General features: G+C 61.2%; 6 protein-coding genes and 1 pseudogene. 4 read left to right on the top strand and 3 right to left on the bottom strand.

The features are described 5' to 3' along the window. Nucleotides 1-124: 124 nt before the first annotated feature. Genes HX823_RS25940 through HX823_RS25925 form a run of 4 tightly spaced genes read left to right on the top strand, consistent with a single transcriptional unit; the run spans nucleotide 125 to nucleotide 4972 of the window. Entirely contained in the window at nucleotides 125-2233 is a 2109-nt protein-coding gene (locus tag HX823_RS25940) for a TonB-dependent siderophore receptor (protein WP_177077378.1), read from the top strand. Continuing rightward, nucleotides 2233-3021: an ABC transporter ATP-binding protein gene (locus HX823_RS25935; protein ID WP_177077376.1), complete on the top strand. Its 789-nt coding sequence runs from the start codon at nucleotides 2233-2235 to the stop codon at nucleotides 3019-3021. Before HX823_RS25940 ends, HX823_RS25935 begins: the two co-directional genes overlap by 1 nt. Beyond that, nucleotides 3018-3965, top strand: coding sequence for an ABC transporter substrate-binding protein (locus HX823_RS25930; protein WP_177077374.1), 948 nt, complete (start codon nucleotides 3018-3020; stop codon nucleotides 3963-3965). Before HX823_RS25935 ends, HX823_RS25930 begins: the two co-directional genes overlap by 4 nt. Next, nucleotides 3962-4972 carry an iron ABC transporter permease gene (locus tag HX823_RS25925; protein ID WP_177077372.1) on the top strand — a complete coding sequence of 337 codons (1011 nt, stop codon included), beginning with the start codon at nucleotides 3962-3964 and terminating at the stop codon, nucleotides 4970-4972. The genes HX823_RS25930 and HX823_RS25925 overlap by 4 nt, the downstream gene beginning before the upstream one ends. A 2-nt stretch (nucleotides 4973-4974) precedes the next feature. Here HX823_RS25925 and HX823_RS25920 read toward each other — a convergent pair whose 3' ends face one another. The 3 genes and pseudogenes from HX823_RS25920 to HX823_RS25910 form a co-directional block, all read right to left on the bottom strand. Further along, nucleotides 4975-9576, bottom strand: a complete 4602-nt coding sequence (locus tag HX823_RS25920; protein ID WP_177077370.1) for a DUF4329 domain-containing protein — start codon at nucleotides 9574-9576, stop codon at nucleotides 4975-4977. Nucleotides 9577-9672: 96 nt separating this feature from the next. Then, a complete protein-coding gene (locus tag HX823_RS25915) occupies nucleotides 9673-14199 on the bottom strand; it encodes a hypothetical protein (RefSeq protein ID WP_177077368.1) in 4527 nt (1508 codons plus the stop codon). Nucleotides 14200-14398: 199 nt separating this feature from the next. Then, a pseudogene (locus HX823_RS25910) lies at nucleotides 14399-17802 on the bottom strand (DUF4329 domain-containing protein); the annotation flags it as partial.

The raw sequence follows: 17802 nt of genomic DNA, 5'->3' as shown, positions 1-17802 counted from the left end.
CTTTCTGTAGCCTTGCGCGGACTTTGGCCGCGCTGCGAATAAGTGTTAACTTATAACACTTTCTGCGTTATCGTTGCTCGCCGCACCCTGCGGCGAGTACCCCTCCAAGAAGACTGATCGACCGATGAACAAGTACCTTGCGTCCGGGCTGTGCCTGCTCGCCCTGCATCACAACGCCCAAGCCCTGACCCTGCCCGCCAGCCCCATCACCGCGCCCGCTGTGGATGACGAACGCGTCGACCTCAAGACCCCGACCACCGCCGGCTCGCGCTTGAACCTCACGTCGCTGCAAACCCCTGGCAGCGTCGAAAGCCAGACCGGCGCGCAGATCCGCGAACGCGGCGATGCCAGTGTGCAAGACGCAATCTCCCGCGCCACCGGCATCAGCCGTACCGGCACGCCGGGCGATGGCGGCACCTCGTTGTCGGCCCGTGGTTTTACCGGCCAGGGTTCGGTGATGCAGCTGTACGACGGCAACCGCATGTACATGGGCATGGGCACCTCGACCTTCCCGGTGGACACCTGGTCGGTAGAGCGGGTGGACGTTTTACGCGGCCCGGCCTCGGTGCTGTATGGCGAAGGCGCCACCGGTGCAGTGATCAACACCGTGCCGAAAAAGCCGTTTGCAGGCGAGATCGAAAACCATATCCGCCTGGGCTACGGCTCTTATGATCGCCAGCAGCAAGCCCTGGACAGCGGCGGTTCGCTGACCGACACCCTGAGCTATCGCCTGAACCTCAATCGGCTGCGCAGCAACGGCTTTATCGACCGTGGCGACTCCAGCAGCGACTTCGTCAGCGGCGCCCTGCGCTGGCAGGCAGCGGATAACCTGAGCTTCACCCTGGCCAGCGACTACGGCGACCAGCGTCCGCAGAACTACTTCGGCACGCCGTTGATCAACGGCCAATTGCACAAGGGCCTGCGCGACAAGAATTACAACGTCAGCAACGACACTCAGCACTACAACGACCAATGGACACGCCTGACCAGCGAGTGGCAGATCAACGACAGTGTCAGCGCCACCAACGAGCTGTTCTACCTGAAAAACCAGCGCCGCTGGCAGAACGCCGAGAACTACAACTTCACCAACGGCCAGCTCACACGCAGTGGCAACTTTGGTATCAAGCACAATCAGGAGCAGGTGGGCGACCGCCAGACTTTCACCTTCAAGCACACGCTGTTCGGCCTCGACAGCCAGACCGTGACCGGCGTGGAGTACAACCGGATTCGCTTCCGCCTGGCCAGTAACTCGCCGTTCAACGATGTACTGCCCAGCGGCCAGCCGATCGATATCAATCACCCGGCACCTGCGCCGTTCAGTAGCCGAAACGCGTTCGCGCCACTGTTCTCCACCACCACCAAAACCGTCGCCGGCTTCGCCGAAAACCGCCTGCAACTCACCGACCAACTGTCGCTGATCACCGGCATCCGCCGCGACTACGCCCACGTCGAACGCGAGGGCCTGCGCGATGGCAGCCAGACCGACAAGACCCTCACCGGCAATAATTGGAAAGCCGGCCTGGTCTACGCGATCACGCCCGATACCTCGATCTACGGCCAATACGCCACCAGCACCGACGGCGTCGGCGGCCTGATCTCCCTGAGCCCGAGCCAGCAGCAATTTGACCTATCCACGGCCAAGCAGACCGAGATCGGCATCAAGCAAGCCTTCTGGGACCAGCGCGGCGAATGGACCTTGGCGGCTTATCACATCGTCAAAAAGAAACTGCTCACCGACATTCCGGGTGACCCGGAGCATCAGCAACAAGTCGGCCAGCAATCTTCCCGAGGCCTGGAAGCCAGCCTCGACCTGCAACTGCCCCACGCCTGGGCCCTGCAAGCCAACGCCGCCATCGTGCATGCGCAGTACGACGACTTCAGCCAGGACGTCAACGGCGTGCAAGTCTCGCGCGACGGCAACCGCCCGGTGGACGTGCCACGCCGTACCGCCAACCTGTGGCTGAGCAAAGCCGTGACCGACGACATCCGCGCCGGTGCCGGTGTGCGTTATGTCGATGCGCGTTATGCCGACATGGCCAACCAGAACGAGCTGCCGAGCTACACCGTGGTCGACGCCACTGTGTCGTGGAAGGCCATGCGCAACACCACCCTGGGCCTGCAACTGAATAACCTGTTCGACCGCACCTATGCCGTCAGCCAGTACAACGACGGGCAACAGTGGATCCTCGGCGAGCCACGCTCATTCTTCGTGACCGCGGACTACAGCTTCTGATGACTTCACTCACCCTCACCGACCTGGCCTGGACGCCGTCGGACCACGGCCACTGCCATCACCGGTTCCAGCTGCGTGATGCGAGCCTGCAGGTCGGTGCGGGGGAGTTCGTCGGGCTGATCGGGCCCAATGGCAGCGGCAAGACCAGCCTGTTGCGCTGCGCCTACCGGTTCAGCAAACCGGAACAGGGTGATGTGCGGCTGGACCATCAGAACCTGTGGAAGCAGAGTTCAAAATGGTGTGCGCAGCGCATCGCGGTGGTGCTACAGGAGTTTCCCGACGCCTTTGGGCTGCGGGTCGATGAAGTGGTCGCCATGGGGCGCACACCGCACAAGGGCGTGTTCGATGGAGATACCTTGCATGACCGGCAACTGGTGCAAAATGCGTTGGCGTCCGTCGGCATGCAAGGCTTCGAAGACCACGCCTTCGCCACCCTCTCCGGCGGCGAAAAACAGCGTGTGATCCTGGCCCGCGCCCTGGCCCAGCAACCGCAACTGCTGATCCTCGACGAGCCCACCAACCACCTCGACCCACGCTATCAGTTGGAGCTGCTGCGGCTGGTCAAGCGCCTCAACATCGGCACCCTGGCGAGCATCCACGACCTGAACCTGGCCGCCGCGTTCTGTGATCGTCTGTACGTGATCCACCACGGGCGCATCGTCGCCAGCGGCACGCCCCATGAAGTGCTGACCGCCGAGTTGCTGCGCGAGGTGTTTGGCGTCGAAGCACTGATCGACACCCACCCTTTGTCCGGCTACCCCCGAATCACCTGGATAACCCAACCATGATCCTGCGCTCCCTGCTGTCTTTCGCGTTGCTCTTCGGTTCTGCCCACGCGTTCGCCGAAGCGACCCATTACCCGGTCACCATCAAAAGCTGCAACCGCGACGTGACCTTCCAGGAAGCGCCAAAACACGCGATCAGCCACGATATCAATATGACCCAGATGATGCTCGCCCTGGGCCTCAAGCCGCGCATGGCCGGCTACAGCGGCGTGACCGGCTGGAAGTCAGTCACCCCGGAAATGGCCGAGATCCTCGAAGGTCTACCCGAGCTGGCGAGTAAATACCCGTCGGTGGAAACCCTGCTCAACGCCAATGTGGATTTCTTCTTCGCCGGCTGGGATTACGGCATGCGCGTGGGCGGCGACCTCACGCCCAGCACGCTGCAACCCTTGGGCATCAACGTGTATGAGCTGACCGAATCCTGTGCCTTCGTGATGAAGCGCCCCGCCGCGACCCTCGAAGACACCTACAATGATCTGCGCAACCTGGGCAAGATTTTCGACGTGCAGGACCGCGCCAATACCTTGATCGCGCAAATGCAGGCGCAGATAGACGAGGTGCGCAAAGACCTGCCCGCCGACAAACCCCGCGTGTTCCTCTACGACAGCGGCGAAGACCGCGCCATGACCTCTGGCCGCCTCGGCATGCCCCAGGCGCTGATCGACGCGGCCGGTGGGCACAACATTCTGGATGACGTGGACGCCAGCTGGACCCGCGTCAACTGGGAAACGGTGGTGGAGCGCAACCCGCAGGTGATCGTGATCGTTGACTACAGCGAGATCACCGCCGAGCAGAAGCAGGCGTTCCTGATGAACAATCCGGCGCTGCAAGCGGTGGACGCGATCAAGAACCAACGGTTTATCGTGATCCCTTACGTGCAGGCCACGCCGGGCATCGATAACGTGCTGGCCGTCGAGACACTGGCCAAGGGGTTCCACGGCGAATGATCAGCAGCCGCTACGCCTTGCTGCTCATCGTCCTGGCTGCGGTGCTGCTGGTCTCTTGCGTGATCTCGCTGGGCTTCGGCCCGGCGCGGGTGCCGGTGGACGTGGTGTGGCGGATCGTGGTGTACAAAGCCTTCGGCATCGGCGAGGTGAACTGGCCTGCCGGGCAGGAACATATCGTCTGGTTGATCCGCGTGCCCCGCATGCTACTGGGCGCGTTGGTGGGGGCTGGGTTGGCATTGATTGGCGCGGTGTTGCAGGCCGTCACGCGCAACCCGCTGGCCGACCCGCACCTGTTGGGCGTCACTTCCGGCGCCACCTTGGGCGCGGTGATCGTGGTGCTGCATGTGGGAGAAGTCATCGGCCTGCTGACCTTGCCTATCGCCGCGTTCATCGGGGCATTGGCGAGCATGCTGGTGGTGCTGGCGGTGGCCAGCCGCAATGGGCGGCTGGAAAGCGATCGCCTGTTGTTGTGCGGGGTGGCGGTGTCATTTGTGATGATGGCGGCGGCCAACCTGTTGCTGTTCATGGGCGATCATCGCGCAGCCTCGGCGGTGATGTTCTGGATGCTTGGCGGCCTGGGCCTGGCACGTTGGGAACTGCTGGCGATTCCGGCCGCCGCGGTCGTGTTGGGCCTGCTGGTGCTGGTGGGCATGGCCCGCCCGCTGAACTCGCTGATGGCCGGCGAACAGACCGCCGTGACCCTGGGCCTGAATGCGCGCAACGTGCGGCTGAAGGTATTTCTGGTGGCCTCGCTGATGACCGGCGTGCTGGTCTCCATCAGTGGCTCCATCGGTTTTGTCGGCCTGATGATCCCGCACATTGCCCGGCGCCTGGTGGGCGCCGAGCATCGACGGTTACTGCCGGTGTGCGCGCTCCTCGGCAGCCTGTTTCTGGTCTGGGTCGATGTGGCTGCGCGCACGCTGATCGCCCCCGAAGACCTGCCCATCGGCGTGGCCACAGCGGCGATTGGCGGGTTGTTTTTTATCGGATTGATGCGCAGGCGCTGAGATTAGAGTTCGTCTTTTGCACGCCCATACCAGGGCTCGCCGGCCTCCCCACTGACCGTTGCCCATTCGACCCCCAGCACCCCTCGCCTTTTCCAGAACGTGTCAGTGATCAATACCGACAAGCTGCCCAAACGGCACAAATGACTGACCAATGCACTGGGCGAAGGCGCAGGCCGAGCGCTAAGCAGTGTCGACTCCGCGCTCGACACTGCGGGTACGTACTTGAGCAGGCCACCCCCCCGGCAAGAGAGATAGATGCATTGGGCGTCGGGAAGATTGCTGATGTGCACAGACAGGTAACTGTTCAGGTCCTGACTGGAGACAAAATTGGGCAGCAGACTGATGTCCAGTGGTTTGAGACTGCTGGTGTACGGGATTGATTTGAAGAACGCATGCACCGCAGCAATTTTGTAGTCATGCAAGTCGTGACCCGCCGGTACGTCGAACCCGGCATGCCCAGGCCAGAAGAACCACTCCAGCGAACTGTTGCCAAGCCCGGGCCGGTCTTCCACCGGGTCAATCGCAACAAACCCCGATAGGCGCGGGGGCACCAGCAGGGCCCCCAGATACGTCTTGGCCTGAAACGGTGCGATCAACTGCTGGCCATAACGCGCGGCGTCGTCGGCAAAGAAAAACAGTGGCCCGCAGAACGAATGGAAATAGGGATCGCTGGTAAACGTGTGGGCCACCCGCTTGGGCTGCCACTGCGCAGTGACACGCTCCTTGCGCCCCCATATTTCACTGGTGAGCCTGACTTGCAACTCACCGAGCTCAGCCAACTTGACGACATAGTCACGCACCGTCAGCGTGCCATCTCGCAGTTGCGTGGCGTCCTGACTCACCTTGCTCAGGCGTTGCGACACGGACGCCGTCTTGGGCACGGTATACCCAAGCAGCGCGCCGTCAGCGCACAGCAGGTACAACGGCAACGTGTTCCCGTTGCGAGGCGTGGTCATGAACAGCAGCGCTTGGGCGATCCTCGCTGGTGCGAAAAAATGCTGGGCCATTGCATCGTCAGCCGTAGCGATCGTTTCGGTCGACGCACACAAATACACGCCAATAATCGAATAACCCTGAGGTACTTTTCCATCATGGAAGATCGCCCTTAAATTCTCATGGCTATCTCTGAGAAAGGGCTGGGTGGCCACGTAATACTCCCGTCCGAATGCCTTAAGCACATAGCCGACAGCAACACGAGCCTGTGGTCGCCAATGGCGCTGGACGTGCCGGACGGCATCCAGAGGGCGTGTAAATATCGGACCGCATGGCGAATCGGCAGGTGTGGAGATAACCTCCCATGGCTTGGCCTGATATTGATTCAGTGAAAACCTGGGTCTTAACAGCCTGGGGCTACCCCACAAGGTATCGCCCTGCACCACGCGCAACTCGCCGGCGCGGACCACACTCTCGACGAAGTCCTGAGGCAGCAGGGCTTGGGTACGCATTTTCTGTTCGGCGAAATTGTCAACGAAGTCGCCGGTGTAGCGGCCATTGAGATTCAGGCTTTTTTTGAGCTGCGCCTCATCAATAGTGTCTGACAATTGATAGCTGAGTATCGAACCGGTGGGGCCGAACACGTATTGACGTTTGATCTTAGTGGTCTGGCGCAGTAGATGAGCCAGTACCTCAGTGGGAATCATGCTTTGGTAAACGGCTTTTTGCGTCGGCGACAGCAGTATGGGCACCTCTCGCTCCGGCAACGACCGGTAGTTGGCAACGAGGGTACTGCCGCCTGGGTAAAGCCCGGTAGCAATCGTAGCATCGGGGTAGACCCAACTCAGTGTCGCGCCCTGAGGAGGAATCAGCAGGGGCTCTGTCGCTACAAACAGCCCATTGACCAACTGCAGGACGACCCCGCCATACGTGCGTTTGTGCCCATTACCGACCAATGTCTGGGCGTGGCGCACGGCATCATCTGCAAACGCGAAACACGGGGTCAAACGGCGCGGCGCAATGTGTTCATAGCCGTTCCACTCAGTACCGACCAGCCCGACCTTGTCCCAGTAAAGGCTGACACGCACCACTTGCAGGTCGCCCCTGGCCGCCCAGTCCTGAATAAACGCCTGCGGTGTCTTCGCACCAGAAGACAGTTGGGTTCTTGCCTCCCCCAGTAACCGGTCGGCCTCGCCACCCTTTTCCAGGTTTATAGGCGAGGGTCTATACCGTAACAGCGCGCCGTCAAGCGTGGAAAAGTAAATCGCCATGTGTGCATTTTCATCCTCCAGGGCGCGAGTGAGCGCCGCCAACAATACGTCGGGCATGACGAAATGCTGTGTTAACCAGCCAGAGGCGCCCGACAGCCAGTGAGGCGACCATTGCTGCGAGCGGAATAAGGAATGCAGCCTAAACCCCTCGGGCAGTCGGTAGAGGTCCCGCCGGTGTACACGGGGAAACAGACGGTTCAGTTTGAACAGATCTTCTACGGTGCGCGCGCCAACCACTTCGGTGGCGATGAACTGTGGCCGGCTTTCATGCTTGAGCACAAAGGCAAAGCACGCCTCTTCCGGCAACCGACGCCCCTGCACTCGCGATTGCACGTCTCGAGCCGCCTCATCGGCGCTGGTAAAGATACCGCCATAGGTTATGTAATCAGGCGGACCGGATCGGGGGGCATAGGTAAAATTGGGCGACCAATCGCTGTAGACCACCGAACGTGGCCCCCACAATGCATTGCCCTGAACGATCTTGAACTCCCCAGCCACGGCCAGGCGCCGTACCCAATCGCCCGGCCGGATCTCACCGCGATCGAGGCGCCGCCCCAGGCTGTTCTCCCCGGCACCAGGCGCGATATTGGCCAGCAGCAACGCTTCTTCAGGTGACTGATTCGGCGTGTACTCCAACAGGCAGTCCTCAGCCCCGGACAAGTACACCACCCGTCGATCCTGAATGATCGAGTACATCTCTTCGGTGGAAAACACCTGCAAGTTGATCAAGGCTTCGTCCCGTGACCAGCCCCGCTGTTTAACCCAATCGGGGTCGACCATAGACAGCGCTGTGTGGGAGCCGTAACGGGCATACAGCTCATAAGGCTCTGGCGGAATCAGCGGGCCTGGTTCGTTCACCGGAAAAAACAGCGTGGACGCAAAAGGATGCACGACACTTTCCAGCGGTTGGGTGATCACAAAGCGACCATCTGCGTCCCTTAGTACATACCCGCCATAGTAAAAACTGCGCTGTTGACCGACTTGCTCATGGGCATACACCGCCGCATCACGGGCGGAGAAAAACGAGTGACTCAGTGTGGCCGAGTAAAGTGGGCTCAACAACGCCGAGCGATTGTCCACACTGCCCACTTCATGCCACAGCCCTCCGGACTGCACCACCCACAGCGGCGTGGCGTCGATCACCCTGCGCACATAGTTGCGTGGGCTCAAGGTGCCTGCGGTCAGCGCCGCCTGGGCGCCGTTGTCATTGATCGTACCGTCACTCGCGCGCTTGAACAGCTCGGTGGACAACGCCGCCGAAGGCACCTTGAGTTGAAGTAGGGTGTGGTCCAAGGCTCGCATGTACAGGTCCAACCCACGGCTGGGAGCGTGTAACGCCTCAGTGCTTTGCCCCTGTTGAATCGCCGCGACCACCTGTGCCGGGGAGAAAAACACGCTGGCGAGCCAGTCTTCCCGGGCCGACACCTCCTCTTTGGCGTACCAGTCGCTGAAGTAAATGGCCTCCAGGCGATAGTCGATAGGCAATTGCGGCGTACCGTCAGGGCCTTTTGGAAACACGCCATCCAACGCAAACAACGGCGCATGCCTGGGGGCTGCCACGGTGGCCACGTAGCGTTCTTCGGTGAGGTGCTTGAGCACATAACCCACCTGAGCCTCTGGCGCCGGCGAAGGTAGCGCCGTCATCACCGCCAGCTTCGCCTGATCAAAGACGCTTGAACACAACGGTTGCTCGGTTACCTCGGAGGAGGTAAAGGGTTCGAACACCACCCAATCGGCGGGTACCTGCCCGACAGAGCCGCCCCACCACTCGGTGGACACGATAAAACTCAGCGAACCGAAGCTGGAAACCTTCTTGATGAACTCGTCAAAAGGACCATAAACCCCGACAGGATTGTTGGCTGGCTTGCCGGCCTGCACCCACAACGCAAAACTGAATTCCGCCGGCGAACCGCTGGGGGTGTGACGAATCAGCGAACCGTCCGGCCCTGACAAATAAGCAGAGGGAAAAAAATTGCGCTCATACACATCCGAGTAAAAGTCCGTACCGGAGAAAAACCCAAGAAATGCCTTGGTCATGCGCTCATCGAAACTGGGGTTTCGACTGCTGATATGCGCATGTTGAGCAGGATGGGAGTGGTAACTGGCCACACAGGTATAGCCCGACGGCTGTAGAAAGAGGCCATCGTCTCCCAACGCCAATATATCGCGCAGATCAAACTGCAGGGTCCCACCCTGGAACGGGTAACTTGCGAAATACAGGCCGGCTGAATCGCGCAGAATCACCCCGCCGTACTCCACATCACGGCGTTCGCCGATGTGCATATGCGCCCAGTAGGCAGCATCAATCTCCTTGATAAACGCCGGGCTCAGCGTGGGCAACTTTGCAGCCCCACGGTTCGAACTGGCAGCCCGCTCTTCGCGTGACAATCTGATAGCCATGACCACTCCTTGAAAGAATGCCGAGGCACAACGCCCGGCCCCTTGATTGTCGGGGCCGGGCGCGGTTTCAGATCGGTAGATAAATAGCCTGCGTCGTCAGAGTTCGTCCCTGGCGGGATGCCCGGGTTGAATGGACTGGCGTGGCACTTCTTCACCGTTTTGCTTTGTCCATTCCACTTTCAACACGCCCCGACGCGGCCAGTAGTCGTCAGGCTCCAGTATCATCAAGACGCCATCGCTGGCTAGACGAGCAAGCCACTGCGAGGGAGGGTACGGCGTTGGGTCGAGGAGTCCGTCGGCAAACAGCTGTTCTTCGCGCTCCGTCCAGCCGGGCTGGTAATTGAGCAAGGCGCCCTGGCGTGTCGATAGATAGCAAGACCCACCCCGGGCCTCACCGACCCGTAACAGGTTGCGGTAAAAACCCAATGCTTGTCGCGACGCAAAATGCTCACTCACCCGCCGATCCTCGACACTGTCACCCTCGACGGCAGCCCTGGCCTTGAAGAACAAGTGGGCCGCGTAAAGCTTGAAGCCTGCGGGGTAGGCCGGTACCGGTGGGGATGGCGCCAGCAAGGTGCTTTCGTACAAAAACAGCCGCTGGGAAGCGTACGACTCAATACCCAGGTCGATCTGCGGCTGGGCTGCCAGGAACGCAGTACCCGCCGAGTCCTCCAGCACCAGCCCGATGAACTCGCCCGACGTACCGGCCCCAAGCCGGCGACGAGCGTCGCGGGCCGCGTCATCCGGGTGGGAAAAGAGCGGCCCGAATGTCAGTCCAGGATCTATTGCCGGTGCAGCACGACGCGGCATCCAATCACGAGTCACCCGGCCTTTAATGCTCCATATCGCACTCGTTACCAGCACCGTCAGCGGCACGCCCACAGCCACCTGACGTACATACGCCAGAGGCAACAACATGCTCCGGCTCAGGCGCGCCAGGTCGGTAGCCGCCGCGTTCATATCCATCCCGACGGGCACGCCATTGCTGGGCTCCAGCTGCAACCACGCACCGTCGGCACACCCCAGGAACACCGGCAAATACCCTTGCTTTTTCGAACCCCTGATACCCCAGGTTCGCGCCAGGTCGGTGGGCGACACAAAATTTCGATACACCGCGCTATCGGGCAAAATTTCCGGCTGCTCCGGCGGGCACAGGTACAACCCCTTTAACTCAAAGCCCTCTGGCGGCGCACCATTGAACAACAACCGATCCAATTTCAACGGTCCCCCGTCCACCAGCGTTGTCAGGCTGGCCACGTATTGTTCAACGTGACGGGCCTTGAGTACCACGCCATAGCTCAATACCTGACGAATGTCATTTTGCTCACGGACCCACTGCAACGCATCGTCCATCTGCACAAAAATCGGACTGAACGGAACATCCACTGTCACCCCGGGCCACTTCGTCAGCCAGCTTTCGACACGCCCCGCGCGGCCCCACGAACCGCTGCCCGTGACGACGCGCAACACCAGCGCGCGGGCGACCCGATCAATATATTCGCGGGGCTGCAGCGTGCCGTCGCGCAAGGAACGTTCGATCGCGTTGTCCAGCGGCTCGGCGCCGGCACGCACGCTCAACAACCCGGCGAGAGAGTGCTCAAGCGCACCGCCTTGGGTCGCCACACTCAACAAGGCGCCATTGGCACACATCAAGTATTCCAGGCCAGTAAACGTGTGCGGGTCGAGAGGGGACAGGTTGAGCATCGCGCCCAGGAAATCCGTCGCCCACATGTTCTGGTACAACTCCCGCTCACTGTCACTCAGTGCAAATGGCAGTTGCCCTGGCACCCGCGAGTGATAGCGGGCTACCGCGGTACTACCGCCCAGGAACTGTGACTGGTCAACCAATGAATCCAGGCGAATCCACCCTGGCGCAAAATCCTCCACGTACACCGCGACCGGTTCCGTGGCGGTAAACAAACCGTCGGTGCGCCGCAGGATCAGCCCGCCGTAAACCTGATCACGCGCGTAACCCATGCGCGTCTGTGCATAACGCGCGGCATCATCGGCACTCAGAAACACCGGGGCCAGTTGACGTCGGTTGATTTGTGCAAAAGGGACCCACTCGGCGCCCACTCGCCCCGGCTCGTCCCAGCACTCGCTGGTCGTCAATACCGTCAGTTGCCCATCCCGTGCCGCATGGCGCACGTACGCCTGCTCGGTCAGCGTCAACCCGAGCTTGGCCGGGAGCGCACGCGGATCGACTGCGCCCTTGTCGTCCTGAAACAACCACGAGGGCTCATCGCCGGTGCGGTACTCCAGCAAACTCCCGTCGAGCGGCGACAGGTAGAGCGTCAGGTCTTGCAACGGGTTCAAGCGACGCACGCCCTGCGGGTCGAACAGCGCGTGATAAAAATCATTGGCACCGATAAAGTGCCGGGCGACCCAGGCGGCATATCCGGTCAGGCTTCTGGGCAACCGGCTGGCCCGGTAGTAGACGCAGTGCACCGCAAATGACTCGATCAACGCTGGCGCACCGAATTCACTGGCGTGGTACAGGCGATCCAGCACCTCGCCCGGCACCGTCTGCGTGGCGACGAATGCATCGCGGGTCTTGTGCTTGAGCACAAACCCCAGGCCGCAAGCGTCGATTGCGTACGCCCGGCGCCCTCGCTCGCAGGCCTCGGCAACGGCCTCGCGGGCGCTGGAAAAGACCGGCCCCAGCTCGGGTTGCGCGGGCACCCCACGACGGTCAAGCACGTGAGGGGGCGACCAGTCGCTTTCGACCTTGCCAGGAGGCCCCCACAACGGGCTGCCCGCCACGACCCGCAGCTCACCCGCCAGGCCGAGCTCCAGCACGACGCCACTCGGGACCTGGGTCCGAGCCTGCAATTGCTGATGCAGCTGGCTGCCGCCACTGCCCGGCGCAGTCAGCTCGAACAACGACGTACCAGGCCCCGCCGTGAACGCTTGGAAGGCCAGCAGGCTATCTGGCGACCCGGACAAATAGGCCATCGCAATGGCGGTGCCCAGTGCGAGTATTCGATGGATATCGGTATCCATGAACATCTGCGCCGCAACTTGCGCCTCGACGCCTTCCCATGTCCGCCCCACCGTCTCGCTGCGCGCGCGCGAACTGTATAGGCCATACAGGCTCAACCCCTCGGGCAACTCGGTAGGCACACCGGCACTGTCGACGGCGAAAACCCGGCTCAAGTCGAAGCGGCTGGCGGGGTTCGCTTGCGGTAGCGTTGCGATGAAGCGCTGCTGTGCGTTCTGGAGAATCAGGCCGATGTACTCACGCTCCCTGCGGCTACCGATCAGCCCATGGGCATGCCGCGCGGCATCGTCTGCCAACACAAACACCGGGCTCAAACCCGGAAAGGCACGCTGTGCGGGCCGCTGCCAATGCGCGTTGATCTGGCCGGTGGTACGCCACAGCGCGCTGGTCTTCAGTACGCTCAAATCGCCCGCAGCAGCCACACGCCGTACGTACGCCTCGCCCGTCAGGCGCCCGCTGTCCAACTCGGCTTGCAGGCCGTTATCAACACTGCGTTCGGGCACCTGGTCCGCGTTGTAGAGCTTGGCTTCAGCCGTTGATCCGGAAAAGGTGTAGCGCAATTGCGCGCCGTCAAGGAGGCTGATGTACAGCGCACTCACGGCAATTTTGCCCAGGTACTTCCTGTAGAGCGCATGGGCCAATGTCTTGGGCTGAACAAACCGCGCATAGAGCCTTGGATATTGTACTGTCGACGGAACAGAGACAGCACCGGCAAACACATAGAACGCCTCGAAGTAAAAATTGTTCGGCAAGTAGAACCCACCGTCGGTGTCGGTGAGCAAGATTCGCAGGGGGTCAAAGTCCGCCGGCCGAGCCTCTATCGGCTCAGTCGCAGTAAAGGACCCCGAGCTCAGGTTCTTGAGTAAAAACCCCATTTGCTGAAGCTTTGGCCTGCGCAACATCAAGCGATGAGTCGCCGCCATGGCCCCCTCGGCAGTCGGGTAAACCTGGCTGAAATACGGCTGGTACACGAGCGTCTGCGGGCTCGCCGTAAACGCTTGCCATTGCGCAGTAAGCGCCCCCCGCCATCCCGCCCAGACGTCCGAGGTCACCACTACCGATACGTCACCGTATCCCATCAGCTCGCGGACATAGTCCTCCACGGGTGTGCGTCCAACAGGCAGCGACAGTCCTTGCTCCTTCGGTGGGGCTGTCATGACCGCCTCAGCGAACATTTGAGAGAAGAATCTAACCAGCGAACCCTCTGGACTGCCGGTGAAAAACAGCATGCCGTGCGAATGGGACGCCACGACCTCAATGGCACTTGGAACACTCTGGATCAGTGCAATGTGCTGCGCCGTCCAACTGGGCCGCAAACGTTGTATTTCAGCGCTACGGTCCACGTTGTGAAAATAGTATCCGACGTAGCGATAGCCCTTCGGCAACTGGCGGTCATGGGCGGACTCCATGGTGATGGCATCCGCAAACAGCAAGTTCTGCAACGTGCTTGCAACGGGTTGGGTCGCACAAAAGACGCCTTCGGCAGCCCTGAGAATGTAACCGCCCATGGACGTCACCAGGGGGGTTGGCAATTGCGCCATGGCATAACGAGCAGCATCGTCCGCCATCGGGAACGATGGACTCAGGGTGTTCGCCGATACAGTTTCAGTGTGCGCCGGCATAACGTAATCCTTTACTTGATCGTGGTTGATACCGGGCATCACGTGTTGCACGTTTGTAGGGTTCTTCCATGAATACACCTCATCATCAAGATTCGATAAATCAGGCCCGCACATCACAGTGCAGGCCTGAACATGTCCTCATCTTGAAAGCGTCGTCGCCAAGTGGGGTGCTACATAAATAACATCCTGCGCAAGCGCCTTACTGCCGTCGCAGCGCCATCAAGAACCGCGGCCACACTTGCCCGCGCGGCTGCCAGAACCTGTCCGGTTCAAGGACGTACAACTTGCCGGAACTGGCCAGGGTCGTGATGACTTGGCTGGGCTTGTCGCTGAGGTGATACGGCCAGTCTTCACGCAGCAGCTTGCTTTCACTCTGCTGATAACTGGGCAGGTACACCAACAACGCGCCGTTACGTGGAGTGACGTAGTAGCGGGCCCCCACCACGTTATCGGTACGCAGCATTTCTACAAACGCCCTGATTTCCTTTTGCGCGACAAAATTGATCGCCAGCGCCTGCTCATGCCGATCGTTCAGGGCTTCGCGCTCAGGTTCAAGCTTGTAGATCTGCTGCACGCCGATCACGTGATAGCCCGCCGGATATTTGGGTGATGGCTTGGGCTCGCGCAGGTTCATCACATGGCCGAACAAGCGCTGGTAGGCCGGTGTGGCGGCACGTAACCCCACCTCCACGATCGGCCCATTGTCCAGCACGGGATCGGTGACCAAAAAAGTGCTGGAGGGGGCAGTCCCATTGCCCAGAATTGCCCCCAGCCAGGCGTTTTTTCCATCATGGCGCAGGCGCCGCCAAAGGTAGCGCGCGGCGTCGTCGGCATGGGAAAACAGCGGGCCCAGGGCGACTCGCTCGTGAGCACCCGGTTTGTAGGCGATGGCCTCACGGTCTTTCCAGCGCTGCGTGACCGGCCCCTGGCTCGCCCAGATATCTCCGGTGACCAGCACCTCGAGCACGCCTGCGCGGGCAACCTGGCGCACGTATTCGATGGGGTTGTACGGACCGTTGAGTTTTTTCACATAGGCCTGCAACCGGTTGTGCGAATCCCAGTCACTGTCATGCACCGCAGCCTGATACTTGAGCAACCCACCGTCAGCACACGACAGGAACATCGGTAGGAAAGTGTCACCGTTGGCTTTGTATTCGCGCACGGCATTCAACGCACCGCGCAACAGGCTTGGGTTGACGAACGCCGCATAGACCGGCGAAGCGCCCAGCTCAGGCGGTTGCAGGGCCGGCGCGTGCACATAGAGCCCCTGCAGGCTGCACCCCGGCGGCAATTGCCCGCGTGGCCATACTCGGCTGGTGGGGAACTGCTGACCGTCGCTCCACACCGGCAGGCTGGCCATCCAGTGCCCGTTACCGGCCTTGATGATAAAGCCGAAGGTCAGTTCGCTACGGTCTCCCGCCAGCTCATGCACGTAACGGCCTACGTCATCGATATGGCGGAACACCGGGCTGAGGGCACGATCGGTGGTGGCGAAATTGCCTCTGTGCGGTGCGACAAAACCATGGGCCGGTTGCCAGCCTCGCGGCAGTTGCTGCACTGGCCCCCATAACTCACTGCCTTGCACCACCTGCATCGTGGCCGTCTTGAGTACCTGATTGACGAACTCGGTGGGCGTTTTACTACCTTCGCGCAATTGCTGCTCGATCAGGTTGCTCTGTGGGTCGTGGGGGGTGACGCTGGCCGGGGCCAAGGCCTGTTGCAACGCCTGGCGATCCAACGCCATCTGGCTTTTCTGTTGGGTCGTCAATAGGTCGCTGTTGGGGTAATCGCAGTTGAAACCGATCAATGAGCCGTTGAGCCCAAGCAAGTATTCATGGTTCCACAAATGATTGCAGGCGAACGCCTTGGCCAATACCGCGGTAGAAAACATGCCGCGATAGACCGCCAGTTCGTCCTCATCCAACAGAAACGCCGGCAGCATATCCACCCGCGAGCGATAGCGCGCGACCAGGGTCATGCCAGGCGCCAGGCGGTCCAGCGGCACGTCCTCGTCGGGCAGAATCCATTTGGGATCGAAGTCTTCCGTGGGTACCGGCATCGGTTCAGAGGCCACGAACAAGCCGTCCAGGCGCTTGAGGATCAAACCGCCGAAGACACGTTCCCGCCCAGGCCCCAAGCGCATCTGGGCATACCGCACCGCATCGGCCTGGCTGAAAAACGCCGGGCTCAACACCCTGCGGTTAAAGTCGGCGTAGGGCAGCCAATCTACCGTGAGCGTGCCGGCCTCATCCCAGCACTCATTGGCGACCACCACGCTCATATTGCACTGCACCACCACCTCTTTGACGAAGGCCTGAGCCGTCAGCAAGCCGCTGGCCAAGCGTGTATGCACGTCCTCGAATTGGCCGGATGCGTGTTTTTGTGGGTCGAACAGCGTCGTCGACACGGGCGCCTGAAAGCGTAGCAACGCGTTATCCAGGGTAGAGATGAACACCGGCAAGCTGGTCTCGCTGCCCGCCGGGCGCCAACGTTTGGCGGCGAGGAACGCGGTGTACAGGTCGGCGGACGAAATGAAATGCGCCGCCAGCCACTGCTGCGGGTTCGACAGCCCTTGGGGCGCCCACTGCCGGGCATAAAACAGCGCATGCAGCGCGAAGCCCTCGGGGTATGTATAAGCACCGTCATCCCCAGTGGCGAACAGGCTCGACTGGCTGAACAACGGAATATCCCGGTCACTTGGCACACGTTGGGACACCACGTATTCAGCCTTCTGCGCATGCTTGAGCACAAAGGCGAAGCAGGTTTGCGTCGAGCCGTGACCACGAGGCACACGGCCGTGCGCATCGGCCATCGCCTCCTCGGGGCTGGAAAATACCGCGCCGAACGCCACCTGCTGCGGCGCTTCGTACGCCCGCGGCAGCGCAAACGCCTGCCAATGCAGGGCCAGCGCACCCGGCGCGCCCCACAGGCGGCTGCCTCGCACAATGCGCAAACCCAGGGCCGCTAGTAGATTGACGCTGTTCTCGGGCCGGACATCGCCAGCACTGCGCCGCCGTATCATTACGCTGCCGTTGGCGTCCGGCTCAAGTTGCTTGAACAACGCCAGTTCAGCGGCGGAACCACTGAGGTCGTACCCGAGCAGCGCGTCTTCGGCGCTGGACAAGTACGCCACCGCGACCTGGTGCCGGTTGCCGATGAGGTAGCGCAGGTCATCATCGCCAAACAGTTGCCAGTCGACATAAGCCTCGTTGCGCGACCAGCCGAAACGCTCCATGCGCGTGCGGTCCAGCAGCGCGAGCGCTGTGCACGACGCGTACTGCCCGTGCAGCGTGAAGCCCTGCGGCACAATCAAGCTACCCGCGTGATCCGTCGGAAACAGCGCGCCCAGGTTGAACCGCTGCCCATAAGGACACAGCCAAGGCAGCGTGGCGACAAAACGTTGCCTGGCGGTTTGCAGGATCACCCCGCAATACTGCGCATCACGCTGGTGGCCAATCTGCTCGTGGGCAAACGCCGCCGCATCGTCGGCGCTCAGGAAAGGTTGGCTGAGGATCAGCTTCGGGTAGCGGAAAAACGGCACCCAGGTGCTGTCGACCGCACCTTCGACATCCCACATCGAACCCACCTGCTGCACCACCAGCC

This window comes from Pseudomonas sp. P7759, assembly GCF_013386445.1.
Classification (GTDB): domain Bacteria; phylum Pseudomonadota; class Gammaproteobacteria; order Pseudomonadales; family Pseudomonadaceae; genus Aquipseudomonas; species Aquipseudomonas azotoformans_A.
This window is presented reverse-complemented; position numbering and strand designations above follow the sequence as displayed.